Annotated in this window: 22 protein-coding genes; 16 read left to right on the top strand and 6 right to left on the bottom strand. The window is 42.0% G+C overall.

All coding sequences use genetic code 11. The features are described from left to right. Nucleotides 1–104 precede the first annotated feature (104 nt). Nucleotides 105–1,589 carry an NAD(P)/FAD-dependent oxidoreductase gene (locus tag GBI66_RS11050; RefSeq protein ID WP_151716119.1) on the top strand — a complete coding sequence of 495 codons (1,485 nt, stop codon included), beginning with the start codon at nucleotides 105–107 and terminating at the stop codon, nucleotides 1,587–1,589. Nucleotides 1,590–1,692: 103 nt separating this feature from the next. Here GBI66_RS11050 and GBI66_RS11045 read toward each other — a convergent pair whose 3' ends face one another. The 3 genes from GBI66_RS11045 to GBI66_RS11035 form a co-directional block, all read right to left on the bottom strand. Next, on the bottom strand, nucleotides 1,693–2,622 hold the full coding sequence (locus GBI66_RS11045; RefSeq protein ID WP_151716118.1) for a metal-dependent hydrolase: 930 nt from the start codon (nucleotides 2,620–2,622) through the stop codon (nucleotides 1,693–1,695). Between the two features lie 11 nt (nucleotides 2,623–2,633). Continuing rightward, nucleotides 2,634–3,476 (bottom strand): alpha/beta fold hydrolase, encoded by an 843-nt coding sequence (locus GBI66_RS11040; protein WP_005213105.1) that lies wholly within the window; start codon nucleotides 3,474–3,476, stop codon nucleotides 2,634–2,636. Between the two features lie 195 nt (nucleotides 3,477–3,671). Continuing rightward, nucleotides 3,672–4,529, bottom strand: a complete 858-nt coding sequence (locus GBI66_RS11035) for a LysR family transcriptional regulator (RefSeq protein WP_151716117.1) — start codon at nucleotides 4,527–4,529, stop codon at nucleotides 3,672–3,674. 166 nt (nucleotides 4,530–4,695) lie between these two features. Here GBI66_RS11035 and GBI66_RS11030 point away from each other — a divergent pair, with 166 nt between their 5' ends. The 9 genes from GBI66_RS11030 (at nucleotide 4,696) to GBI66_RS10995 (ending at nucleotide 14,421) form a co-directional block, all read left to right on the top strand. Next, complete coding sequence (locus tag GBI66_RS11030) at nucleotides 4,696–5,382, top strand: ankyrin repeat domain-containing protein (RefSeq protein ID WP_151716116.1); 687 nt, start codon at nucleotides 4,696–4,698, stop codon at nucleotides 5,380–5,382. A 1-nt stretch (nucleotide 5,383) separates the two neighbouring features. Continuing rightward, entirely contained in the window at nucleotides 5,384–5,845 is a 462-nt protein-coding gene (locus GBI66_RS11025) for a nucleoside deaminase (protein ID WP_151716115.1), read from the top strand. Between the two features lie 24 nt (nucleotides 5,846–5,869). Next, entirely contained in the window at nucleotides 5,870–7,045 is a 1,176-nt protein-coding gene (locus GBI66_RS11020) for a cyanate transporter (protein WP_151716114.1), read from the top strand. 183 nt (nucleotides 7,046–7,228) lie between these two features. Further along, entirely contained in the window at nucleotides 7,229–9,997 is a 2,769-nt protein-coding gene (locus tag GBI66_RS11015) for a type VI secretion system Vgr family protein (RefSeq protein ID WP_151716113.1), read from the top strand. 1 nt (nucleotide 9,998) lies between these two features. Next, the gene (locus GBI66_RS11010) at nucleotides 9,999–11,540 is read left to right on the top strand and encodes a hypothetical protein (protein ID WP_151716112.1); all 1,542 of its coding nucleotides are present in this window, start codon (nucleotides 9,999–10,001) and stop codon (nucleotides 11,538–11,540) included. Nucleotides 11,541–11,551: 11 nt separating this feature from the next. Continuing rightward, on the top strand, nucleotides 11,552–12,019 hold the full coding sequence (locus tag GBI66_RS11005) for a hypothetical protein (protein WP_151716111.1): 468 nt from the start codon (nucleotides 11,552–11,554) through the stop codon (nucleotides 12,017–12,019). 37 nt (nucleotides 12,020–12,056) lie between these two features. Continuing rightward, nucleotides 12,057–12,317, top strand: coding sequence for a hypothetical protein (locus GBI66_RS19840; protein ID WP_308464063.1), 261 nt, complete (start codon nucleotides 12,057–12,059; stop codon nucleotides 12,315–12,317). Between the two features lie 29 nt (nucleotides 12,318–12,346). Then, a complete protein-coding gene (locus GBI66_RS11000; protein ID WP_308464062.1) occupies nucleotides 12,347–13,042 on the top strand; it encodes a tetratricopeptide repeat protein in 696 nt (231 codons plus the stop codon). Between the two features lie 194 nt (nucleotides 13,043–13,236). Next, entirely contained in the window at nucleotides 13,237–14,421 is a 1,185-nt protein-coding gene (locus tag GBI66_RS10995) for a porin (RefSeq protein ID WP_151716110.1), read from the top strand. A gap of 52 nt (nucleotides 14,422–14,473) precedes the next feature. On the opposite strand, the gene GBI66_RS10990 is transcribed toward GBI66_RS10995, so the two are convergent. Together GBI66_RS10990 and GBI66_RS10985 are read right to left on the bottom strand one after the other, a co-directional pair. Further along, on the bottom strand, nucleotides 14,474–15,307 hold the full coding sequence (locus GBI66_RS10990) for a DMT family transporter (protein WP_151716109.1): 834 nt from the start codon (nucleotides 15,305–15,307) through the stop codon (nucleotides 14,474–14,476). Nucleotides 15,308–15,382: 75 nt separating this feature from the next. Beyond that, entirely contained in the window at nucleotides 15,383–16,363 is a 981-nt protein-coding gene (locus tag GBI66_RS10985; protein WP_151716108.1) for a LysR family transcriptional regulator, read from the bottom strand. A 100-nt stretch (nucleotides 16,364–16,463) separates the two neighbouring features. Between GBI66_RS10985 and GBI66_RS10980 the strand changes: the two genes are divergently transcribed. From GBI66_RS10980 to cntB, 6 genes are all read left to right on the top strand, one after another. Further along, nucleotides 16,464–17,576 (top strand): tartrate dehydrogenase, encoded by a 1,113-nt coding sequence (locus GBI66_RS10980; protein WP_151716107.1) that lies wholly within the window; start codon nucleotides 16,464–16,466, stop codon nucleotides 17,574–17,576. 39 nt (nucleotides 17,577–17,615) lie between these two features. Then, nucleotides 17,616–19,271, top strand: a complete 1,656-nt coding sequence (locus GBI66_RS10975) for a BCCT family transporter (RefSeq protein WP_171494303.1) — start codon at nucleotides 17,616–17,618, stop codon at nucleotides 19,269–19,271. After that, nucleotides 19,268–20,221 (top strand): alpha/beta hydrolase, encoded by a 954-nt coding sequence (locus GBI66_RS10970; protein ID WP_151716105.1) that lies wholly within the window; start codon nucleotides 19,268–19,270, stop codon nucleotides 20,219–20,221. The genes GBI66_RS10975 and GBI66_RS10970 overlap by 4 nt, the downstream gene beginning before the upstream one ends. A 64-nt stretch (nucleotides 20,222–20,285) precedes the next feature. Continuing rightward, nucleotides 20,286–21,401, top strand: coding sequence for a carnitine monooxygenase subunit alpha (gene cntA, locus GBI66_RS10965; protein ID WP_151716104.1), 1,116 nt, complete (start codon nucleotides 20,286–20,288; stop codon nucleotides 21,399–21,401). 77 nt (nucleotides 21,402–21,478) lie between these two features. Beyond that, entirely contained in the window at nucleotides 21,479–22,930 is a 1,452-nt protein-coding gene (locus tag GBI66_RS10960) for an NAD-dependent succinate-semialdehyde dehydrogenase (protein WP_151716103.1), read from the top strand. Nucleotides 22,931–23,034: 104 nt separating this feature from the next. Continuing rightward, nucleotides 23,035–23,991, top strand: a complete 957-nt coding sequence (gene cntB, locus GBI66_RS10955; RefSeq protein ID WP_151716102.1) for a carnitine monooxygenase, reductase subunit CntB — start codon at nucleotides 23,035–23,037, stop codon at nucleotides 23,989–23,991. 76 nt (nucleotides 23,992–24,067) lie between these two features. Here cntB and GBI66_RS10950 read toward each other — a convergent pair whose 3' ends face one another. After that, on the bottom strand, nucleotides 24,068–25,669 hold the full coding sequence (locus tag GBI66_RS10950; RefSeq protein ID WP_151716101.1) for a bifunctional aspartate transaminase/aspartate 4-decarboxylase: 1,602 nt from the start codon (nucleotides 25,667–25,669) through the stop codon (nucleotides 24,068–24,070). Nucleotides 25,670–25,691 lie beyond the last annotated feature (22 nt).

Below are 25,691 nucleotides of genomic sequence, written 5' to 3'. Positions count from 1 at the left end.
CTTTATAGCTGAATCTCATTATTTTCCATAGATATGTCTTTTAATCCATTTAAAAAAGGATTGAACGATTCTACTGACAAGGTTTTATCAGTTTGGAGTGGGAAATGTCAGATTTAAATCAAGTTACTGTTGTGGATGATTATGCTCTGGATGTTGTGATTATTGGTGCAGGGTTTTCAGGCATTGCAGCAGGAGTAAAGCTTCAGAAAGAAAAAATGAATAATTTTATTATTATTGAGAAATCAAATGAGGTGGGTGGTGTTTGGCGAGAGAATACCTATCCAGGTTGCGAGTGTGATGTACCATCTTCTATTTATTCTTACTCATTTGCACCGAATCCGAATTGGAGTCATATTTTCGCAAAACAGAAAGAGATACAGCAGTATATTAAAGATGTCGCAAGACGCTTTAACATGGATCAGCATATTTTATTCAATACCGAGCTACGTCAAGCTGCTTGGTCACAGCAGCAACAAGCTTGGCTGATTGAAACCAGCAACGGAACATATAAGGCAAAATTTATCTTTTTTGCCACAGGTCCTCTAAGTGAACCCACCACACCTGATGTGATTGGTTTAGATCATTTTCAAGGACATATTTTCCATTCTGCACAGTGGGATCATTCAGTTGATCTGAGTAACAAGCGTGTTGCCGTGATTGGTACAGGTGCATCTGCAATACAGATTATTCCGGCGATTCAACCCATTGTGAAGCAACTGTATGTGTTTCAACGAACGGCACCATGGGTAATTCCAAAGCCCAATATGGTCATTAACAATACCTCCAAAAATGTACAGCAAAAAGTACCATTTACCCTGAATTCCATCCGTAAATTGACCAGTGTTTCCATGGATATGTTTAGTTCAAGTGTCAATCAACCGCAAACCTTGGAGGTCTTAGGCAAGGGCTTGATTCACTGGATGCATTATCAGATTCAGGACCCTGTTTTACGCGAGAAAGTCAGACCAAAATTTACTTTGGGATGTAAACGGATTTTATTTTCAAATACTTATTATCCAGCACTGGCTGCAAACAATGTGGAGATGATTGATCAAGGCGTAAAGGAAATTACACCGAATGGGATTCTGGTTGATGGTCAAGAAGTTCAAGTCGATATCATTGTTTGGGGAACAGGTTTCGAAGTGGCAAAACCACCGATTGCCAAACGGATCATTACTAAAAGCGGAGATTTATTGGATGATGTTTGGCAAAAAAATACAGTACAAGCTTTTAAGGGCTGTGTAGTTAAAGACTTACCGAATGCATTTATGTTACTTGGGCCCAATAGTATTAGCTATAACTCATTAATTACAGCGGCAGAAAATCAAATTGACTATGCGATTAAAGCAATTCGCTTTGTGCAGAATAATCAATTGGGTAGTTTTGAAATCAGTGCATTCGCAGAGGGGCATTTTAATCAGAAGTTGCAAAATAAACTGAATGGCACTGTATTTAATCAAGGTGGATGCGCGAGTTATTATCTAGATAGCAAGCAAGTGAACGTTGCCAATTATCCATGGACCATGCAATACATGGAAAAGGATATGGTTGAATTTGATAGTGATTGTTATACCTTCACAAGTAGATGATATTGGAAGGCCTTATATTGAGATAAGGCCTTTTTACATTGCTTAGCCGAAAAAAAGGCACTGAATAAGTGCCTAAAAAGAGGAAAGTTTCAGATTCAAGACATTAACAGGCGCGGAGTTTAGTTAAGGCTTGTACCGCAGGAGAATGATTTAACACCTGTAATGCTTTGTTGGTATCTCCCTCATGATAAGGGTGATAGTTCGGTTTAACCCAGTGTCTTAAGCTAGAAATCATCGCGAAAAAACTCGGCACTTGTTTACTGCGCGCATGTTCAATGGCTGTATGTCTTAACGCCCGAATCAGTCCGTAGTTTTTATACGGATCTGCGCGCTGATCTTGTTGTGCCAGCTTCTTAAAGCAATGATAAATGGCAAAGGTGAATAGAGGAGCAACGGCCAGCATAATCGTTTGGCGTTGTAAGTAGGCAAAGGCTTTGTTGTTTTCGCCACATAGATGCATATATAAATCGAAAGCCACACTTCGATGCTCAACTTCTTCTGCCAAATGCCATGTCATTAAGTCAGACATCATTTCATCAGCAGTTTTATTTTGCCATGGTTGATCATCGAGACACCATGTGCCTAACATCGTTGTGAAATGTTCAACTGCCGCGGCGATACCAACGCGAATGGTGAGCCAACGATACTCTAGGGAGCTGGAAAGGCTTAAGCCCAAAGGCGCAGTATTGATTTGCTTAAAGATGTTATCTAAAGATATAAGAAACCCATCGATGTCATAGTCATAATGGCGTAAATATTCTTGGGCTACCTTGTGCGCAGAGGCGTGATGCGCTTCCTGATGCACAAAACCTTTTACATCGGCACGTAATTTTTCATCTTTGACGTAGGGAAGTGCTTCATTAAAAGAGCGGCACATCCACAGTTCACCTACGGGCAAAATAAGATGAACAGCATTAATTAAATGGGTAGCAAAAGGATTGTCATAGATCCAATGCTCTGGCGTATTACTGAAATCGAATTGCACGCGACGTTGTTGCAGATAATGATTTTCGAGTCGTTGTTGGGGATGCATAACACTTCTCCTTAGTTCACGGCATTCATAAAATAATGGCTGAGTTGCTCGGCATTTTGAGCAGGAATCCAATGTGTTGCATTCATATGGACTTCTTGATATTGGCCAGTAAAAAACTGTTTATTCAGTTCGGCACTTTTTTTACCGATGGCGATATCTTTATTTCCCCACACAAACAGGGTAGGTACTTTTACTTTTTTAAAGCTTGAACGAATCGGTGCCAAAGGCATACTTCGATACCAATTAATGGCTGTGCCAATACGGTTTTCCTGAATAAAATGTTGGTTGAAGTCGATGATTTGCTCGGCACTCATGCCAGAATTTTTTAACAACAAATGACTGAGCGATTTCGCTCGTTTAAAGAGTAGTTCAGGAATAAAAGGCAGTTGGAAAAAGCCGATATAATATGAGGTGAAGATTTGTGTACTGCTGAGCATTGACTTTAAAAATGCACCTGTATGTGGCACAGAAACTAAAGTCAGATGCTTTACCAATTCTGGATATTGCAGCGCTAATTCACAAGCAACGATCGAACCCCAGTCATGACCGATGACGTATACAGGCTTTCCTAACAAATCAATGAAAGCTTTGACATCGGCAACCAATTCATCAATCGAATATTGGAAACGACCTTTTGGAGCAGCGGTTAAGCTATAACCACGTTGTTCAATGGCAAAGGTGCGGAAGTTATGCTGATTGAGGATTTCACTGGTTGCCTGCCAACTTTGTGCAGTTTCTGGAAAACCATGTAAAAGAATAACGGGATTTCCATCCATGGGACCAGAATCAATCACATTAAAAATCAGGTTATTACGACAATATTGGCGATATCGTTTCTCTGTCTGTTTTGCCATGCTGACCTACTTATCAAAGATGTCTATTTCAATCGATAGTAATCAGCGCTATTGGCACAGTCTTGACAGTAGAGGATAGGATTTAACTTCTTGTGCCATGACAGCAGCTTTTGGCACATCAAGCATATTGCTTGGCATTTAAAGACAGTTATTCGCTGTTTAATTTGCGTTTAATTGATGGTTTATCCGCTGTTGTTATTCATTTTTTGATTGGTCAAAACGCTGTTGAAGTACAGCGGTCATACGTTGCAGTAATTTTGAGATGAGACCATCTTTGTCCCATGCATAGATTGAAACAGTCATGCTGGGTGCCTTGCCCAAAGGAAGGTATTCACGAACCCGATGTCCTTTTGTTGTTGCTACAGGCAAGAGTGATAAACCTAGACCTGTTTCAACGCCAACCAGTACACTTGCCAAGCTGTTACTGGTAAAAGCGATATACCAATGTTTGCGTTCGCGCTCAATACGTTCGAACATTTCCTCACGGTAGAGTCCACCTTGTGGGAAGGTCACCAATGGGATTGGGTCAGTCCATTGTTTGCTGTGATCGATGCTTTCAAACCATGCAATTTCTTCTGGAAATGTTGCATGGTGATCAGAGCTTGCAGCCATTTCTTTGACAACCACAATATCAAACTGTCCGCTGCGATAGCGTTCCATGAGATCACGGCTTAATCCTGCTGTCACATCCAGTCTGACAGTACGATTTTCCTTACTAAATGCGCTCAACGCCAAAGCCATGTCGGTATTCATTATATCTTCTGGCAAGCCGATTCGAATCGGAATGGTACCTGCTGGATCGCCTAGAATATTTTCAGCCTCTTGTTGTAAAGCTAGAATCCGCCGTGCATAACTAATTAAATATTCACCTGAGCTTGTGAGTTGTAAGGGCCGTGCATTTCGATCAATCAATTGTTTGCCCACGGACTCTTCCAATCTGGCCAGTTGTTGACTGACCGTGGATTGAGTCATATGCAAGCGTTCAGCAGCTAAGGTAAAGCTACCAGCTTCGAAAATAGTGACGAAGGCTCGGAGTAAGCGTGGATCGAACATAGACAGCAACCTTTGCACACACGGGGGCGATTTGAATGATTCAACTATTCATAATCTTAATACATTCGATTAATTAATTTAATTTTTAAATATCAATGAATCTGATTATCCTAGGCGCAATTGTTCATTTAATCCACTTGTCTAGGTAAATCCTTGGAGCTTGTATATGCACAAATCATTAATGTCAGCTGTATTTACACTAGCGGTGACGGCATGTAGTCATGCAACTTCGGGAGATCCTATGCAAGAAGATGCCTTACATACTGCTGCTGCGCGCAATGATGTGGCTCATATTCAACAATTACTCGCTAAAAATATTCAGATTGATGCGCGTGATGCTTCAGGCTCAACCGCTTTAATGATCGCAACACGTGCAAACAATGTTCATGCAGCACAATTTCTGATAGATGCAGGGGCGGATGTCAATGCCAAAGATCGCATTCAAGATAGTCCTTATCTTTATGCTGGCGCGCGTGGCTATTTAAAAATATTGAATATGACTTTGCAGCATGGTGCAGATTTAAAAAGTACCAACCGCTATGGTGGTACAGCGTTGATTCCAGCAGCTGAACGAGGGCATGTGGATACTGTACGTACGCTGATTGCAGCGGGTATCAATGTTGATCACATCAATAACCTAGGGTGGACGGCTTTATTGGAAGCGATCATTTTAGGTAATGGCACTCAACCATATCAACAGATTGTCGATTTGCTGATTGCAGCGGGAGCCAATGTCAATATTGCTGATGGTGATGGCATAACGCCGCTTGAACATGCACATGCTCGTGGCTATACACATATTGAGAAAGCATTATTAGCCGCAGGTGCGAAACCAAAATTTATGGAGCATTAAGATGGAACAAACAACAGATTTTCTCCGTCAGGCCATTGAATTGGCCTATCAAAATTGCCAGCAAGGAGGCCGTCCTTTTGCTGCGGTAGTTGTGAAAGATGGAGCCGTTATTGCCACAGGTGTGAATGAGATTTTAAAAAGCAATGACCCGACAGCACATGCCGAGTTACTGGCAATACGTGCTGCAAGCCAACGTTTGGGTACAGCCAATCTTGAAGGCTGTGCCGTATTTGCCAGTGGGCATCCTTGTCCGATGTGTATGGCTGCAATGCGTTTAGCTGGGATTCAGGCGGTGAGCTATGCTCATTCGAATGAAGATGGTGAACCGTTTGGGTTATCAACAGCAGCGATTTATGCTGATCTTGCTAAACCCTTTGCAGAGCAGTCGATGAATATTCGCTATATTCCAGTCCGAATAGAAGAAAAACCAGATTTATATGTTTACTGGAAATCCACGACCTAAGCGGTGTGATGGGAAAAGACGAATATGCAAAATAACCGAATATTTTTGGTGACAACGGTTGCCTTGGTTGGATTAAATCTTCGACCATTTATGACCAGTGTAGGGCCTGTTGCCAATCAGATTCGGACAACAACTGGTCTGAGTTTACAAGGCATTGCACTTTTAACGCTGGTGCCAATGTTGCTGATGGGACTAATCGCTTTTGTTGGTCCTATCATACTCAATGCTGTTGGTGAGCGTCGTGCCATTCTCAGTGCTTTGGCAATGATTTGCTTGGGCTGTGCATTGCGTTTTCTTGTCGTAAATGGATGGACTTTAATATTTACCGCCGCCATCGTCGGTTTTGGTGTGGCTGTTGTTCAAGCGGTTTTTCCAAGTTTGATTAAAAGAGAGTTTCGAGATCACCTTAGCCCAATGATGGGGCTGTACTCAGCCATGCTGATGGGTGGTGGGGCGCTCGGTGCTGTTATTGCACCTGTTGTTTCGAATAGCAGTGAAAGTTGGAACATGGGTCTGTCCATTTTTGCTGTTCCAGCATTACTTGCCATCGTCTTTGCTAGTTGTTTTTTGACAAAAACCTCACATCAATCTAGAAAAATCCCTGCCGTAAGTGTGCTGTTAAAACAACCACGAACTTGGTTGCTCATTTGTTGTTTTGGCTTAATTAATGGGGGCTATAGTTCGATTGTTGCGTGGCTTGCACCTGCATTTCAAGCGCATGGTTGGACTGCTACTGCTAGTGGAAATTTGATGGCTGTGCTGACGCTGAGTCAGGCAAGTGCCGCATTGGTTCTACCGTATTTATCGCGTAAGAACAAAGATCGTCGCGTTTGGATTGCTTTCACCCTGATCTTACAATTGATTGGTTTTGCTGGATTGGCTTTTGTACCAGATACTTTTCCTTATGTTTGGGCGATAACCGTAGGTATGGGATTGGGTGGCTGTTTTGCTTTATTGATGATTGTAGTTCTAGACCATTTACCTGATCCTGCGCATGCGGGGCAGCTTTCAGCCTTGATGCAAGGTGGTGGTTTTCTGCTTGCAGCAATTGCACCGTGGTTAGTTGCCGTATTGTATGGTATGACTGGGACTTATGCATCAGGCTGGATTTGGCATTTGAGTATGGTGCTTGTCGTGGCAATGCTTATGATCAGGCTTGATCCGGTACATTATGCGAAGGTGATTGGGGTAGAAAAATAAAAGTAAATGTCTTGCCGAGCAGAAAAGAGACCTGTCTTAAAACGTAATAATCATTAAGTTCACAAGATAATCCGAAAAATCAAATAAAGTATGACATTTATTGTCACGTAGACAGGGCTGTATAGACATTGAATCGTTTTTTTGAGTAAAATATGCAAAATTTAATGAAATGTTCTATAAATAATGTTGGCTAATATATTTCAGGCCTTGGATAGTTTGGGCCTTACAGCACAAAAACGTGCGATTCATATTCAATTTTCTAATCAAAATTTAAATTCGCAGGTTTTTCTGCAACGTATTGATGGTCAGCATCAACTCAATGATGGATTTAAGGCAGAACTGATTTGCCTATCGACCAATGCCACCATTCCACTAAAGCAATTTATTGGCAGCCAAGCTGCGATAGATAGCGTGACTGATCAAGGCCAGTTGACCCGTGTCACAGGCATTATCACCCAAGCCTTACAAGGACAATCAGACGGTAGCTTAACTTTATATAAACTGACACTCGAAGACCCAACTGCACTGTGGAAACAACGCCGTAACAGCCGCGTGTTTATGAACAAGAGCGTGCGCGATGTGGTAGAAGTTGTCTTTAAAGAATGGCAGAGCAAAAGCCCTTTATTTGCATCGAGCCTAACGCTTGACTTAAGTGGACTGAGTCAAGACTATGATGTCCGCCCATTCATTATGCAGTCTAATGAAAGCGACTATGACTTCCTCACCCGCTTGATGAGAAGTGAAGGGATTAACTGGTTGATTGATGAAGCCGAGCGCACAGTTCCTCTCAGCAGTGCCGCGATTCAGCCGCAAAAACTTCGTTTGATTGATGACAATAGCCAGTACCAAGCGTTAGAGCGTCGACAGATCCGTTATCACCGTAGCAGTGCCACTGAACAATATGACAGTATGACCAGCCTAGTTGGACAACGTTCATTACAGCCCAGTAGCGTGCATGTACAACGCTGGCAAGCCGATGCCTTAGAACAGGAAGATGGTGCAGGCAGTGTGCAAAGCACTCACAAACACAGTGATCAACATGACAATGCCAGTCTTGGTCTAGAACAGGCATGGCATTTTTCACCGGCATGGATGCAAGACCTCAATGGTGAAGATGGTGCTACCCAATCGGGCAATGCACAGATCGAAAAACTAAATCAGAACTTGGGTCAATACTATGATCTGCAATCCAAACAATTTACCGCCAATACCACCGTGCGCGACACCCATGTCGGTTACTGGTTTGAACTTGCCGAACATCCTGAAATTGATCAACACGATGGTGCAGACAAAGAATTCCTGATTACAGGCAAAAACTTCTATAACCAAAATAATTTGCCTAAAGATCTACATCAACAGATCAATCAATTATTAGCACAAAGCAATTGGCAAATAAAAGAGAGTGACGAACGCCAAGCCAACCAGCTCACCCTGCAACGTCGTAGCATCAAAACCGTACCCGAATATAATCCATTACAACACCGTCCAATTGCTTCACCACAACGTGCCAAAGTGGTCGGACCAAGTGGAGAAGAAATCCATGTGGATGAATGGGGGCGAATTAAAGTTCGTTTCCTGTTTACTCGCAATGAAGATCATAGCCACGATGGTGGTGCAGGTGCTAATGACAACGACACCGATTCAGCTTGGGTCGATGTCCTGACCCCTTGGGCTGGTGAAGGTTATGGTGCACGCTTTCTGCCGCGTATAGACGAAATCGTGGTGATTGACTTCTTTGATGGCAATATTGACCGTCCATTTGTAGTAGGACGGATTCACGAAGCGCATCGTAGCCCAACGAAGTTCGACAATGCAGGTAAGCTGCCAGACACCAAGAAACTGGCAGGGATCAAATCGAAAGAATATCAGGGCGAAGGCTTTAACCAGTTACGCTTTGATGACACCACCGGACAGATCAGCGCGCAACTGCAAAGTAGTCATGCTGCCAGCCAACTCAACTTGGGTAAACTGAGCCATCCGAAAGCCACAGCGGAAAGTGAAGACCGCGGTGAAGGTTTTGAACTGCGTACCGATCAATGGGGTGCCGTGCGAGCATGCGAGGGTTTACTACTTTCCACGCATAAACAGGATCAGGCGCAAGGCGAACATCTAGATGCCCAAGTTGCTAAACAGCAGCTTGAGGGTAATCAAAACAATGCCAAAGCCTTAAGTGAAGTGGCTAAGAACCAGCAGACCGATGAGATTGAATCCGTTGATCAACTGAAAGAATTCGCTGAACAGATTCAAGAGAAAATTGCGCAATTTAAAAAATCACTATTATTGCTGAATTCACCTGCGGGTATTGGTTTAAGTAGCAATGAAGATATTCATTTATCTGCGGATGGGCAGATCAACCAGTTTGCAGGTGATAGTATTAATTTAAGTACACAGAAAAATCTAATTACGCATGCCCAAAACAGAATCAGTGTGTTTGCAGCCCAAGGTGGGATCAAGCAGGTTGCTGCAAAAGGGAAGTTTGAGGCCCATGCCCAATCGGATGGCATGGATTTGCTTGCCAAGCAAGGGATCCAGATTATTTCGACTGAAGACCGTATTGAGATCAGCAGTCCGAAAGAGATTGTGATTACTGCTGGTGGTTCTCAGATTAAGCTGAATGGTTCGGGTATCTTCCCAACCACAGGTGGCAAGTTTGAGGTAAAGGCAGGGCAGCATTTGTTTATGGGTGGGGCGAAAGTTTCTGCTTTTCTTCCAATGATGCCTAAATTAGGTGGATATAACATCGCTTTTGATGCAAGGGATAAAGAGACGAATGAAATTTTAGCATTTACTGATTATGTTTTAGTCAGCGATTCGGGGCAAATGCATTACGGTAAAACAGATGCCTCAGGTAAAACAAAAAAAATTTATTCAAATCGTCCCGAGAGTTATACATTGCAAATTTTAAATAAGATGACAGTGACTGATTTTAGTCATGATGAGGAGACAGAATAAAATGGCAAAATATAGTCAGCCTCATATTGCACAGCTATTCGTTAGTGAGGTACCAAAACATTTAACAATTTTACGGTATCGATATAGGGTTACAATTAAATCTCCAGATAAAAAGAGGAACTCAGTTTCTCAAAAGTTATCATTTATGAAGTCGGCAAAGACAAATGTCATAGAAGTATTGGATGATCAAGAGAAGGTACAAGTTGATATTTATTTAAATGATATTTGGATGGGTGGTTATATTCTTCGGCACTATAAGAAAGATGCAAAAATTGCATATGACCAAACACGTATTAAATCTACGACAGCACAAAACTCTGAGAGTCCAAATCACGTAAAAGAGGTGAAAATTACACAAGATGCGGAAGTAGGATGGAAGCTGATAAAGAAAGAGCAAACTTTTGATGAGTTATTAAGAGAAATCTATAAAAAAGTACCAAATCATACTGAGCGAGATATTTTTAGGCATGCCAATGCTCACCTTAGCGATTTACAGGACTTAAATTTTAGTAAAAAAATCAAACCTGGTCAGATTATTCTTATTACAAATAAAAAGAGTTCACCTGAATTAACAGAGTATAAAAAGTTAGCATTAGAGGCTGAAAGAATATTTCAGTTTTTATGTAGGCAGAATGGATTTGACCCAAAATTCTTTGCAAATAATTTTGAACTTTTAATGGATTATATAGCCTTAGCACAGCAAGTTCAGATTGCTAGAGTTGAGTATCTTAAAACGGTGGAAGGACATAAAGAAAGCTATTGTGGTGATATTTCCTTGAATAAAAAAGTTGAATCTGCTAATGCTGCGGCTATTTATTCAGATCAAACTAAACAAAAAATGGATGATCATAAGCTGCAACGGTTGAATCAAGAACTATTAGCTAAATTAAATAATGATATAACGGCCCTTCAAAGAGCTTATAATACTGAAGCACAAAGAAAGACCAAACTTAGTAATCCAAAGCATGATGCTGATTTCAAAAGAAAAAATTATCATTTGTATCAACGTATTGAACAAACGATTGCAGGTAATTTTGTTAGACTACAAGATAATAAAGAGTTTGCAAAAACACTAAAAAATGTTGTAAGAGATACATCCGGTGTAAAAGCCCCAGATTTCATGGGGGGGTTAAAGCTCAATGTTAAAATGATGGAGACGATTGGACGGGCAACTATAAGCCTTAAACTTGGTATGAAATTAGTGTTGTATTTTTATATCGCAGAGTCTGCAGTGAAGGTTTATGGAGCATCACAGACAGGGGATACAGCCTATACGATTAAAGTAGCGACAGTAGAGACAGCAAATATAGGAGGAGGAATCTTAATGGGAGGGCTAGGTGCTGCTGGTGGTGCAAAGCTCGGTGCGTTGGCGGGAGCAGAGATTGGCTTGATATTAGCACCTGTAACAGGGGGGACATCTATCGGTATAGGTGGAGTTATCGGGGCAGGTATCGGTGCCGTAATTGGTGGAGTTGGTCTAGGTTTTGCTGGTAATTATGTAGGTACAACTGTTGCAAGAAATATTACAGGTGTATGTAATTAGGAATATAAGTTATGTTTGAAGATTTAAAAAATATTAGAATTAGAGATATTATAGTTACTGATGATATATTTCTTGTTTGTGTTTTTTTAATTATTCCTTTTGGTATTTTCTTGTTGTTGTTCACATATATTTATAATAAGATTTATATTAAAAAAAATAAGAGAGATTTTTTGGTTTTTTTCTTTGGAGAGAGAGGAGGAGAAGATTTTTCTAGAGTTGGAGGAGATTTGGTTGTGGTTGCTTATTGGTTTTTAATATATTACTCAAATTATAAAACTTTTTCTGCAAAGTTACACTTTCCATCTGTAAATGATGAAAAAAATAAACCAATACCAATTATTCCAAATACATATAGAGAGAATGTGAAGGTGTTTGAAGAAAAACATAAAAAATGGCTATTAATCAATCTTTCCTCCTTGTATTTAGGTTTTGTTCTTGGGTCTATATTCTTAGTTTATGGTTTTTTCTTTATGGATTAATAAATGAGATATTTTTGTTTTTTTATCAATTTTATTAGTGAGCTTAACAGGTTGTGATGTACAAGCTAATAAAGTTAGTGGGGAAAGCCAAGGTGTTAACCTAGATTTGTCTAAAATTGATAACGTTGTAACAAGTAAAGACAATAATGAAAAAATAAAATATTTTAATGCTTTATTGGTTAAGGCTGAAAATAATGATCCTGTTGCACAAAATTTAGTAGGGGTGGTTTTTGAAAATGGATATTTTAACCAAGAGAAGGATGTAAAAAAGCAATATATTGGTATAATAAGGCTATAGATAATAATAATGGGCTGGCTGAAAACAATATGGGTAGCCTGTATGCTCATGGTAATGGTGTAAAACAGGATTATAAGAAAGCATACGAATACTATGAAAGTGCAATGAAAAAAAATATACCTGAAGCAATTAATTCCATAGGGTTTATGTATTTTAATGGCTTTTACTTTCGTCAAGATTATAAAAAAGCCTGTGAGTATTATAAAAAATCTGCTGATTTGGGATATTACCCTGCGCAATCAAATCTGGCTAATTGTTATAGTAATGGTTGGAATGGTTCAGTAAATCAAGATAAATTTTTTGAATATTCACTAAAAGCTGCTCAACAAGGCTCTATTCCATCTCAATTTAATGTAGCGGCTGCATTTCAAAGAGGTATAGGTGTTGATAAGTCTATTCCTGATGCCATTGTTTGGTATAAACGGGCTTTAGATGGAAATGATTCGAGAGCTGCATTTAATTTAGGTGTTATTTATGAAAATGGTAATGGAGTGGAACAAGATATTAATCTTGCTTATGCCTATTTTTATTTGGCCAAAGAGCTTGGCTTAGATATTGCTCAAGAAAAATTAGATAAGCTCACTACTAAAGTGAATAAAGAAAATATTAGAATTTTAAAGAATGATGGAAGTATACAAATTGCAGTAGATCAACCAGATGGGGAATGGAAAGTTTATGATGAAGAAGAGGTTGGTGGGTTGGAAAATCTACAGAAAAAGAAATAATGGAATTTGTTATTAAGTTAACATTTTTTCATTTCTTATCAATGTAAAGAATGGAAAAATTATATTACAAGTTTTTTGTGTCTTAAAGCGTCTCCATTAAACACATTCCGTAAAGACCGACTTTATAGTTTAAGCATTGTTTGTCAGCGTGAATTTCTTCATTTTCTTATGAGGTTAAACAAGGACGTACAACAATGAAAAAAGCACTGCTTTTCTTAGGCTCAATGAGTGTATTGGCAAATACGCCAGTCTGGGCCGCCGATATCAGTATCGGTGACCCGAAAACCCAAGCGGGTGAACTGAAACTGACAGGTGCAATCCGTACCCGCTATATCCATAAAGACTATATTGTCGAAGCCAATGAAGGCTCCAAAAATGATGACTGGCGACTAGCCGATATCAAGGCGGTCTTGAGTTATGAAAACCCAGACTGGATTGCATCGATGGATGTACGTTGCTACCAGTATGACCGCTTATGTGATGCACTGTTTTTAAAAGATGCTTGGGCAGGCTATAAGTTTTCAGATCAGCAGCGCGTGACAGTCGGTTTTCAATCGGTTGATTTTGGCTTTGGACGACTGTGGGGCAATAGCTATTATGAAACTTTACTCAATACCGTTGGACTGGAAGATATCCAAAATCTTGGGGTGAAGTACCAGTTTAAGGACAATCTGTATAACTTCATTCTCGGTTTTTACCCAACTGATGGCGGGAACTACAAAGGTACCTCAAAGGATTCCAGTCGCTATAGTGGTAACTTTGTCCGAGCAGATGATCTGACTCAAGGTACCGATATTGATGAAAAGAATATGTGGGTGACGCGTTTATCTAGAAAGTTTGAGCTAGATCAATCTCAGAATTTCTCCACGGAAATTGGTGGCTCTTACTGGTATTCGGAATTGGAAAATAACCGAACCAATAAAGATGGGCATCGTAGTACATGGAGCATTTTTAGTACCACCAATTATCAGGCATGGCAGTGGTTGTTCTTGGCAGGAGAGCAGAACATTAAAAATGCAGATGATCTTTTACCGAAAAGTTCGACCATTGGTGCATTTGATTATCCCTATCAGGTGGCCAACAAAGGTAAATATATGGCCAATGAAATTAACTATACCTTTGCCAAGCCTTTCCAGCAGTTAGAAAATATTAAACCCTATGTCTCGTATAGCCGTTTTTATAAAGATGAATCAGGCTATCAAGATTCGGATCGCTTAATCGCAGGTCTATATTTTAACTATAAAAAAGTCGGCATACAGGGGGAATATATCTGGAGTCGAAATGACCCAATGACGGGCAGTGGCGCAGATGGATTGGCGCAAGGTGAGAGCAATCAATGGAATAAATTGTTCTATTTATCGTTGGGTTATTACTTCTAAATTCAGCTTTGAAAATGAGCCAGTCTGTTTGCGATAGACTGGCTTTTTTGCTTTAGGCGGTTCTTAAGATCAAAGCACCAATTAAAATGATGCATGAGGAGATAATCCGTACCGCATTGATGCGTTCTTTTAGAATAAAGATCGAAATCAGCGTGGCAAATAAAATCGAGGTTTCTCGTAGTGCGGCAACAATCGCAACGGGTGCAAGCGTCATCGCCCACAGTGCCAAACCATAAGAGAAAAATGAACCGATCCCACCGATTAAACCTAAATGCCAATTATGGCGAAAATACGCACCCATCTGTCGATATTGCATTTTCAGGGCAAACATAAAAAAGATCAGTCCTGAGAGCACGAAACTCCATAGGATATAGGCAATGGCTGATCCTGCAAGGCGAACGCCATGACCATCTAGCAAGGTATAGCCCGCAATCAGGACGGCATTGACTAAGGCCAGACCAATGCCTTTGCGTCCCGTTTTGGGCGCAGCCAGAATCATCGATAAAATGCCGACAGAAATAGTGATGATGCCTAGCCATGCATTAAATTGCAGTTGTTCATGCAATAACAAAGTGCCTAAAACGGCCACAATCAGCGGCGCTGTGCCACGCATTAACGGATAGGTTAGCCCCATATCGGCAACACGATAGATTTTAGCCACCATGCCAAAATACAGAATTTGTATTGCCGTTGAAGCCAAAATATAAGGCCAGCTCTCGCGATGTGGAATCGGGAAAAAGGGCAGCAGAAGCGCTGCCAAAACTGCTGCTGATGCGGTGACCAATACCGTGGTTAAAAACTTATTTGTACCCGCTTTTACAATGGCATTCCATGTGGCATGACATGTCGCTGCAAGTAAAATAAGGCCAAATATTGCCGTGCTCATAAGCTGCCTGTTAATTCATGATCTTACTAATGTGCATGATGTGGTTGAAAAAAGAAAGCAGGCAGCTTAGCGCGATTATAGAAATACTTTCTCTGTATTTGGATTGATCGGTTCAATCGGTTGGATCAACTGACCACGGCTTAGGTTCTGGATATGCTGTAAACGGTTGATCAGTTCATTTTGAATAAACAGGATACAGGTCTGTAATTTAGATGAGCTTTTTAAACGTGAAGGATAGACCGCCCATACATCGGCGTCTTGCCAGTATTCAGGCAAGATATGCTGTAACTGACCGCTAATCAATTCATCCGCCACATCCCAAATCGAACGTAAGATAATGCCATGTCCCTCAATCGCCAACTGGTGAATAATCTCGCCATTATTGGAAATGAAGCGCGGTGTGACATGTACCGACCGATCTTCCGAGAGATGACGCAATTTCCATAATACCGAGGATTGATCACGTTCACTGATGGTCAGGCAATCGTGGTTGCGTAAATCTTCCAGACTTTCAGGCATACCTTGTTGTAGCAAATAGCTGGGTGCAGCACAAAAAATTCGGAAATTCGACATCAGTTTTTTGGCAATCATATTCGGGGCAATCTCATTGCCGATGCGAATATCCAGATCAATGCTGTGTTGTATCAGATCTTTGGTGTTGTCGATGGTATCAAACTGAATTTCCAGTTTAGGGTACATGGTCATCAATTTAGACAATATAGGCGCAACATGTTTACGGCCAAAACCGAAGCTGCTGACAATGTCGAGATGACCTGTGGGCGTGCTTAAAGGGTTATTCACCAGCTCACTGATTTCATCAAATTCATCCAGAATATTGGAGACCCGATCCAGAATCAGTTTGCCATCTTCGGTCAAACTGACATGGCGGGTACTGCGATGAAACAGTTTACAGTTCAGGTTGGTTTCTAAAATGTTGATGCGTTTGCTGATAAATGCAGGTGAAGCACCCAGCTCCTCAGCTGAATCGACAAAACTCTTGCGTTTGGCGACTGTGCAAAAAACCTTTAAATCCGATAGGTTAGGTAGATTATTCACGATCCGTGTCCATTGGGGTGATAGTTTTCTTATTGATCATTGCTGCCGAAAACAGCATGTTTACAGCTAAGGATATTAATCAAAGGTGTAAGGGAGCGTTATGGCAAAAAAGTATAAAGTTGCCACGATTGCGGGTGATGGGATTGGTTTAGAAGTTCTACCAGAAGGCATCAAGGTTGTAAAGGCAGCAGCAGACAAATATGGCATTCAACTTCAAATGGATAGCTTCGATTGGGCCAGCTGTGATTATTACCTTGAACACGGCAAAATGATGCCGGATAACTGGTTTGAAGTCTTACAGCAATATGATGCAATTTTCTTTGGTGCGGTGGGTTGGCCTGAAAAGGTGCCAGATCACATTTCACTGTGGGGATCATTGCTGCAGTTCCGCCGCCGTTTTGATCAGTATGTGAATTTACGTCCGGTTCGGTTAATGCCTGGGGTGAAATGTCCACTGGCTGGCAAACAACCAGGCGATATCGATTTTTATGTGGTGCGTGAAAACAGTGAAGGTGAATATTCAGCGATTGGTGGTAAAGCCTTTGAAGGCACTGAACGTGAGTTTGTCCTGCAGGAAGCCGTGTTTACCCGTCATGGCGTTGATCGCATTTTAAAATATGCGTTTGAATTTGCCGATCAGCGTGAGGCTAAGAAAATCACGGCTGCAACCAAATCCAATGGCATTGCAGTCAGCATGCCGTACTGGGATGAACGTGTCGATGAAATGGCAAAACACTATCCGCAAATCAAGGCAGATAAACAGCATGTCGATATTTTAGCGGCACGTTTTGTTCTACAGCCTGAGCGTTTTGATGTGGTGGTGGCATCGAATTTATTTGGTGATATTTTGTCGGATTTAGGCCCTGCATGTACCGGTACCATTGGTTTGGCGGCTTCGGCCAACCTCAACCCTGAGCGTAAATTCCCGTCATTGTTTGAACCTGTGCATGGTTCAGCACCTGATATTTACGGACAGCAAATTGCCAATCCGATCGCGGCGATCTGGTCAGGTGCCATGATGCTGGATTTCTTGGCAGATGGAGATGAGCAGGTGATTCAGGCAGGGCAGGAAATTATGCAGGCGATTGAGCATGTGTTGGTGCATGGCCCGAAAACGCCTGATGTCGGTGGAACTGCCAAGACCTATGAAGTGGGTGATGCGATTGCATCCTGTGTGACTCAGCAAAAAATGGATTTATTCGCGATGGAGTAAGTACCCCTGAGGGAATAGTCACTATCCGAGATGGATTGAATAGATATGGATAATCAAATTACAAAGCCTTATACAGATAAGACGCTTGCGATCACTAGTCTTGCCGTTGTATTTACTTCGGTGGCTGGTCTGGCAATCTACTCATCTGAATCAATACAACTGGCTGCAAAATGGATGCAGTGGACTACGTCGGTGTTTACCACGCCAGTCCTGTTATTTGCTTTTTTATCAATTATTTTTACCTTCGGTTTGGCCTTTAGTAAATACGGCAAAATCAAGCTCGGTGAAGGTAAGCCCCAATACAGCACCATGTCATGGATTTTCATGTTCATATTGTCGGGGATTGGGTCATCTACCTTGTACTGGGGCTTTCTAGACTGGGCCTATTATTATCAAACGCCGGGTTTGAATTTAGCCCCTGAGTCGGCTGAAGCACTGAAATACAGCGTGGCTTATTCCTTCTTTCACTCTGGTTTGAGTGCATGGTCGATCTATGCTTTGGCATCGATTTCACTGTGCTATAGCTACCATGTCAGAAAGAATAAAGGCTTGAGCCTAGCTTCAATGGTCGAAGCGGTCACTGGCTTTAAAGCGACAGGCCCCGTTGGACGTGTGGTTGACCTGATGTTCTTACTGTGTATGTTTGGTGCCTTGACCATTTCACTGGTTTTGACTGCGGTCACTTTTACCAACATTCTGTCGCAACTCACGGGTATTCCGAATACCTTCATGACCAAAGTCATTATCATCTTGGCGGTATCCATTCTATTCGCACTGAGTTCTTATGTCGGTATGGATAAAGGCATGCAACGTTTGAGTCATATGGTGTGTTTGGGCGTGGTGCTGTTTGCGATCTATGTGCTGTGCTTTGGACCAACCCAATTCATTATGAATAATTCATTGATGAGTTTTGGTCTGATGGCGACTAACTTTGTCGATATGAGTCTGTTTACCGACCCGATGGGTGATGGAAAGTTCACACGTGAATGGACCGTATTCTATTGGTTGTGGTGGATTTCTTATGCACCCGGTGTGGCGTTATTTGTGACCCGTGTATCTAAAGGACGCACCATTAAAGAAGTGATTCTTGCCATGGTCATCGGTGGTAGCGTTGGTTTATGGTTCATCTTTGGGGTATTTGAAAATTACAGCGTTCACAGCTTTATTCACGGCATGGTCAATGTTCCGCAAATCTTGAGTCAGCAAGGTGGTGAAGTGGCGATTGGTCAACTACTCGGCTTATTGCCAATGGGCAAACTGATGATGTGGTTGTTCCTTGGCATTATGGTGATTTTCCTTGCGGCACATATGGATGCGGTGGGCTATGCGGTGTCTGCAACCTGTACCCGTGGTTTAAGTGAAGGGCAAGATCCATCTCCGAATGCGCGCTTGTTTTGGTGTCTGATGTTAACCCTAGTACCGATTGCGATGATTTTCTCTAAGGCACCTTTAGACACCATGAAAACGGCCACCATTGTGACTGCCTTACCGTTTATTGTGATTATTCTGGTGCAGACCTATGGTTTGGTGAAATGGTTGATTGAAGATTATTCCAAAGTGCCATCGCATTTGATTGAACAGAGCAGCTTTAGTGATTTGGAAGCGCTTGAGCATACTGACACAAATCAACAGATGCAGATTGATATTGCGGCAACCGCATTGGCACATAAAAGCAGTCAAAAGGAATTGTCATGACACAGCAACCGAACATGCGCTATGAATTAAGTGAAGAAATGCAAAGTCTGGTGTACTGGAGCAGCATTTATTCAGCAGCGGATAACGATATTGATTCAATTCGTGCAGCCTATGATGCGATGTGCCTGCACTACACCTTGCCACGTGATGGTACGGTCAATATTGAAGATAAAACCGTTGCGCATGCCACTCATCCCGTCAATGTTCGGTTGTATTCACCCTTGGGCCAAGCACCTGCGCAAGGTTGGCCTTGCGTGTTGTTTATCCATGGGGGTGGCTGGATGCTGGGGAATCTGGATTCGCATGAATTTATTACCCGTTATTTATGTCGTGATTTGAATGTTGCGGTACTGAGTGTGGATTATCGTTTGGTGCCCGAACATCATTTCCCAGCCGCTTATGAAGACTGTGAAACGGTTTATCAGTGGCTTCGTGCACATGGCGCAGAATGGAACATTGATCCAACGCAGATTGCCTTAGCAGGCGACAGTGCAGGCGGCAATTTAGCCGCGGCACTGGCGGTTCAATTACAACATACAGGCAATCAGGCATGTGGTTTGGCTTTGATCTATCCATGTTTGGGCAGTAGTTTTGATACCGCGTCTTGTCAACAGCACGCACAGGCGCCGTTATTGACGCTCGAGGAAATGCATTATTACCTGAAGGAATATGCGCCGAATGCAAGTGACTGGGAAGATACACGTTTAGCGCCACTAAATGCACAGGATTTTTCTGACATGCCACGTAGCTTTGTTGCGGTGGCTGAATACGATCCACTGAGTGATGACGGGCGTATTTTCGTGGACAAGTTAAAACAAGCCAATATTACCGCCGAGTTTTATCTCGGCAAAGGATTACTACATGGCAGTTTACGTCTAGTACGGGATTGTCCTGTGGTGCAGGATTTATATCAGCACATGCTGAGTTCGTTAAAGCAAATGTTCAAGTGATTTGAACATCAGCCAATTTTGATAAAACGGTCGTTAGGACAAAACAGTTTAATGGAGTAAAACCATGAATGCAGTTGAAAAATTACCAGAAGATTTCTGTTCAAACCCAGATGTGGCATGGACATTTCCAAAAGTGTTCTATACCTCATCTCAGGTGTTTGAGCGCGAAAAAGAAGAAATTTTTGCGAAAAGCTGGATTTGCGTAGCACATGGCAGTGAAGTTGCCCTAGCCAATGACTATATTACCCGTAAGGTGATTGGTGAAAACATCATCGTGATTCGCGGTAAAGACAGCGTATTGCGTGCATTTTATAATGTCTGCCCACATCGTGGTCATGAATTATTAAGTGGTAGCGGTAAAGCCAAAAACGTGATTACCTGTCCGTATCATGCATGGACATTCAAGCTGGATGGTAGTTTGGCACTGGCACGTAACTGTGATCATGTTGAGTCTTTTGACAAGCAAAACTCCAGCATGGTGCCGTTAAAAGTTGAAGAGTATGGTGGTTTTGTCTTTATTAATATGGATGAAAATGCCACTTGTGTTGAAGATCAATTGCCTGAATTTGCACAAAAACTGAATGAAGCTTGTGCCGTAATCAAAGACTTGAAACTGGCTGCACGTTTTGTAACGGAAACACCTGCCAACTGGAAAGTGATCGTGGATAACTATTTAGAATGTTATCACTGTGGTCCAGCGCATCCTGGTTTTGCTGACTCGGTACAGGTGGATAAATACTGGCATACCACCCATCAAAATTGGACGCTGCAATATGGTTATGCACGTTCTTCAGAAAAGTCATTCAAGCTCGATCCATCGGTGAAAGACCCGACATTTAGCGGTTTCTGGACTTGGCCATGCACCATGTTTAACGTACCACCGGGTGCGAACTTTATGACCGTGATCTATGAGTTCCCGATGGATGCGGAAACCACTTTGCAGCACTACGATATTTTCTTCACCAATGAAGAATTGACTCAAGATCAGAAAGACCTGATTGAATGGTATCGCAATGTCTTCCGTCCTGAAGACCTCGAACTGGTTGAAAGCGTACAACGTGGTTTAAAATCACGGGGTTATCGTGGTCAAGGGCGTATCATGACCGACAAGCAACGTTCGGGAATCAGTGAACATGGTATCGCTTATTTCCAGAATCTTGTTGCGCAACACCATCAATAATTTTGTCTCAGGTATTAGATCAGGGAGGTGTGGCAAACGATAAAGCCACACCTTGCTTCAATCGATAGGAACATGACATGTCAAGTTTGCAAGCAAGTCCGTTATTTCAACAACACGGGCTGATCAATGGTCAATGGGTGAGTGCACAATCTAATGCCACCATTCCTGTCACTAACCCTGCGACAGGTGAGGAAATTGGCGTCATTCCCAATATGGGTGCAGTAGAAGCCACCGAAGCAGTCGAAGTGGCGTATCAGGCTTTAGCGCAATGGAAAGGATTAACGGCACAAAAACGGGCAGATCTGTTATTGGCTTGGTATCAACTGGTTTTGAGCCACGCGGATGAGCTGGCACGGATCATGACCATTGAGCAGGGTAAACCCTTAGCCGAAGCTTTGGGTGAAGTGAAATATGCAGCTTCATTTATTCAATGGTTTGCGGAAGAAGGCAAACGTGTTTATGGCGATGTGATTCCAACCACCAATAGCCAGCAGCGTTTTATTATCACCAAAGAACCTGTGGGTGTGGTTGCAGCGATTACGCCGTGGAATTTCCCGATTGCGATGATTACCCGTAAAGCAGCACCTGCTTTGGCGGCAGGCTGTAGCATCGTGATCAAGCCTGCCAATGAAACGCCGTATTGCGCACTTGCGCTTGCTAAACTGGCAGAAATGGCGGGCATTCCAGCGGGTGTCATTAATGTGGTGACAGGCAAATCGCAAGAGATTGGTTCGGTATTTACCAGCCATGAAAAAGTCAAAAAACTAACCTTTACTGGTTCTACACCTGTGGGGCGTTTATTGATGCAGCAATGCTCAGGCACGATTAAAAAATTGGCGCTGGAACTGGGTGGCAATGCACCATTGATCGTGTTTGATGATGCGGATCTGGATAAAGCGGTACAAGGCGCAATCTTTGCCAAGTTCCGTAATGCAGGGCAAACCTGTGTTTGTGCCAATCGAATCTATGTACATGACAAGGTTTATCAGGCCTTTACTGAGAAATTTGTGCAAGAAGTACAGAAATTCAAAATCGGCAATGGTTTGGAACCGAATGTACAGATCGGACCGCTAATCAATGACAAGGCAGTACTGAAAGCAAAACAGTTAATTGATGATGCTTGTGGCAAAGGTGCCCAAGTGGCGTGCGGTGGTAAACAACATGCACATGGACAAACCTTCTTTGAACCGACCGTGTTAACCGATGTTTCGCGTGATATGGACATTGTTCAGGAAGAAATTTTTGGCCCAGTAGCACCTTTAATTCGTTTTACTGAGGAAGCGGATGTGGTCGCGCAAGCCAACGATACCATTTTTGGTTTGGCAGCCTATGTGTATAGCGAAAACATTTCACGGATTTGGCGTGTCGCTGAACAACTGGAATATGGCATGGTCGGGATGAACTCAACTGCTATTTCAAATGAAGTGGTGCCATTTGGTGGGGTTAAACAGTCTGGTGTAGGTCGTGAAGGTTCTAAATATGGTTTGGAAGAATTTATGACTATTAAATATATGTGTTTAGGATTATAGCAACAATGCCTGTTGGGACTCTCTTCATCGAGGGTCAACAGGCAATATGCAGTTAAAATTAGAAAATGCTTAGATGAGCAGCATGCGGTAAAGAGGATTTAGACATGGCTAGTCATTATGAAATGTTTGCATCAGTGGTCACACGGGTAGAGCAACTGACTCCACTGATCAAACGATTTACATTTAAACGTCAGGACGGACAAAATTTCCCTCAATTCAATGGTGGCAGTCATATCATTGTGAAAATGAATGATCAGCTATCCAATGCTTATTCATTGATGAGTTGTGCGCAAGATCTTTCGACTTACCAAGTCTGTGTACGTAAGGATGTCGAAGGTAAAGGCGGATCCGTTTATATGCATGATCAGTGCAATGAAGGCTGTGAAATTCTGATTTCTGAACCAAAGAATTTATTTCCGTTGGCGGAAGAAGGTGAGAAACATATTTTAATTGCGGGTGGTATCGGGATTACCCCATTTGTGCCGCAAATGGATGAGCTGGCAGCGCGTGGTGCAGACTATGAGTTGCATTATGCCTACCGTTCGCCAGAACATGCTGCATTGTTAGATGAACTCAAGCAAAAGCATGGCGAACATATATTTAGCTATATTGATTCAGATGGAAAATATCTTGATCTCGATCAATTGATTGGCTCTCAACCCAAAGGTACGCACGTCTATGTGTGTGGGCCTAAACCGATGATTGATGCAGTGATTGATCGTTGTAATTACCATCGTTACCGCGATGAATATATTCATTGGGAACAGTTTGCATCTACGGTACCTGAAGAGGGTGAAGCATTTACAGTGGTGCTAGCAAAATCCAATCAGCAAGTCGAAGTGCAAGGCAATCAATCCATTTTACAAGCGATTGAATTGCTCAATATTGATGTGGAATGTTTATGCCGTGAAGGAGTCTGTGGTACGTGTGAAACCATCATTCTGGAAGGTGAAGCAGAGCATTTTGACCAATATCTCAGTGATGATGAAAAAGCCTCACAGCAGTCGATGATGATTTGTGTGTCGCGTGCTAAAGGCAAAAAACTGGTACTTGATCTTTAATTTAAAGTTTTGAGTTTAAAAATATAAAAAAGCAGCCTAAGCTGCTTTTTTATTGATCAGGAACATTAATTCAGATTTATTTTTTGCCTTTCTTGGTTTTTAGATATTCTTGATAAGATTCTTCGGCAAAGCGTCTTAAGGAATCCCCAATAGCAGCATATTGGTATTCATTCAGGTTGGCCAATGATGCACGGGCAGAAGGATGCTGTACTCCAAAGCCTGAACCTGGTAAAAGCACCACACCCGTTTCATCAGCAACGCGGAATAATAATTCGGTTGGGTTCTTATTCTTCATGACCCAATCTGCAAACTCATCCCCATACAGTGTTCGAGAGGTATTTTCCAAGTTTACTAAAGTGTAGTAATCGACTGTGTTTGGATCAGCAGGAACTTCAACCCCTAATTGGCGATACAGCGCAGCATCACGCTCACGTACCACAGATTTAACCGCCTTCTTATAGTTCTGTTGCGAATCCATCATATTGAATAGGGCAAACAGTACCATTTGCACTTGTTGTGGTGTAGAAAGACCAGCCGTGTGATTGAGTGCCACATTGCGACTATCCGCGACCAGTCGATCAATAAATTTGATTTTGGCTGGATCGGTGGTTAAAGATGAATAGCGTTCTGCCAGCTCCTTCTTGTCTTTTTTAGACAGTGCCGCCAGTTTTTGATCCAGAATATTATTGTTAGAGAGGGCAATCACCCCCAATCTCCATCCAGTTGCCCCAAAATATTTCGAGAATGAATACACCAAGATGGTATTGTCTGGACAGATCGCAAACAGCGATTTGAAATTGTCTGCGAAAGTACCGTACACATCATCGGTCAAAATAATCAGGTCAGGTCGTTTTTTAACGATATCAGCCAATATTGCCAAACCTTCATCGCTGAGTTTTACTGAAGGTGGGTTACTTGGATTCACAAGGAAGAACGCTTTAATCGATGGGTCTTCCAATTTCCGTAATTCAGATTCTGGATATTGCCAGTCAAGCTTCGGATCTGCTTCGATCAGGACTTCTTCAAGCTGATAGTCATTCAGTTTTGGAATTTCTAAATACGGTGTGAAAATAGGTGCACCAATCGCGATACGATCGCCATTGGCAATAATTTTATTCTCTTTTAAAGAGTTAAAAATATAGGCCATTGCTGCCGTTCCACCTTCGACCGCAAACAAGTCTAAACCTTCTTTAGGCATGCCTTGGACGCCCATTTCACGTAGGATATATTCTTTGATGATGGACTCGCTAATGCGTAGCATGCGATCTGGAACGGGATAGTTACAGCCTAAAATTCCCTCGACCATTTCTAGTAAAAAAGCATCTGGATCTAAACCGAGCTGATCTCGGACATAGGAAATGGCTTTACCTAGAAACACCACGCCCGGTTTATCCCGATTGTGCATAATGAAGTTATCGAAGCGAGATTGCAGACCGACAGGGCGAGGGAAGCCGCCTAAGCCTTCTGGCATATAAGAGAAAGAGAACTCTGATTCCGTTGTTGAAAATAGCCCCAATTGGAAGAATGCCCGACGCGGAATCGTGGCTAAAAAGTTCGGATTTCCGCGGCCTGCATTCAGCATCATCCTGTCTGTTTTGCTTTGGGCAAGCTCAATTAAATTGTCTTTTAGTTCGAATGGGCTAAGTTTTGAGTATTTTGAGTAATCAACGTTCCCCATGGGAAGTCTCCTTAATTATAGT

This window comes from Acinetobacter sp. TUM15071 (genome assembly GCF_008980925.1).
Taxonomy (GTDB): domain Bacteria; phylum Pseudomonadota; class Gammaproteobacteria; order Pseudomonadales; family Moraxellaceae; genus Acinetobacter; species Acinetobacter dispersus.
Note: the sequence above shows the minus strand (reverse complement) of the source record. Positions and strands in the feature narration are given on the sequence as shown.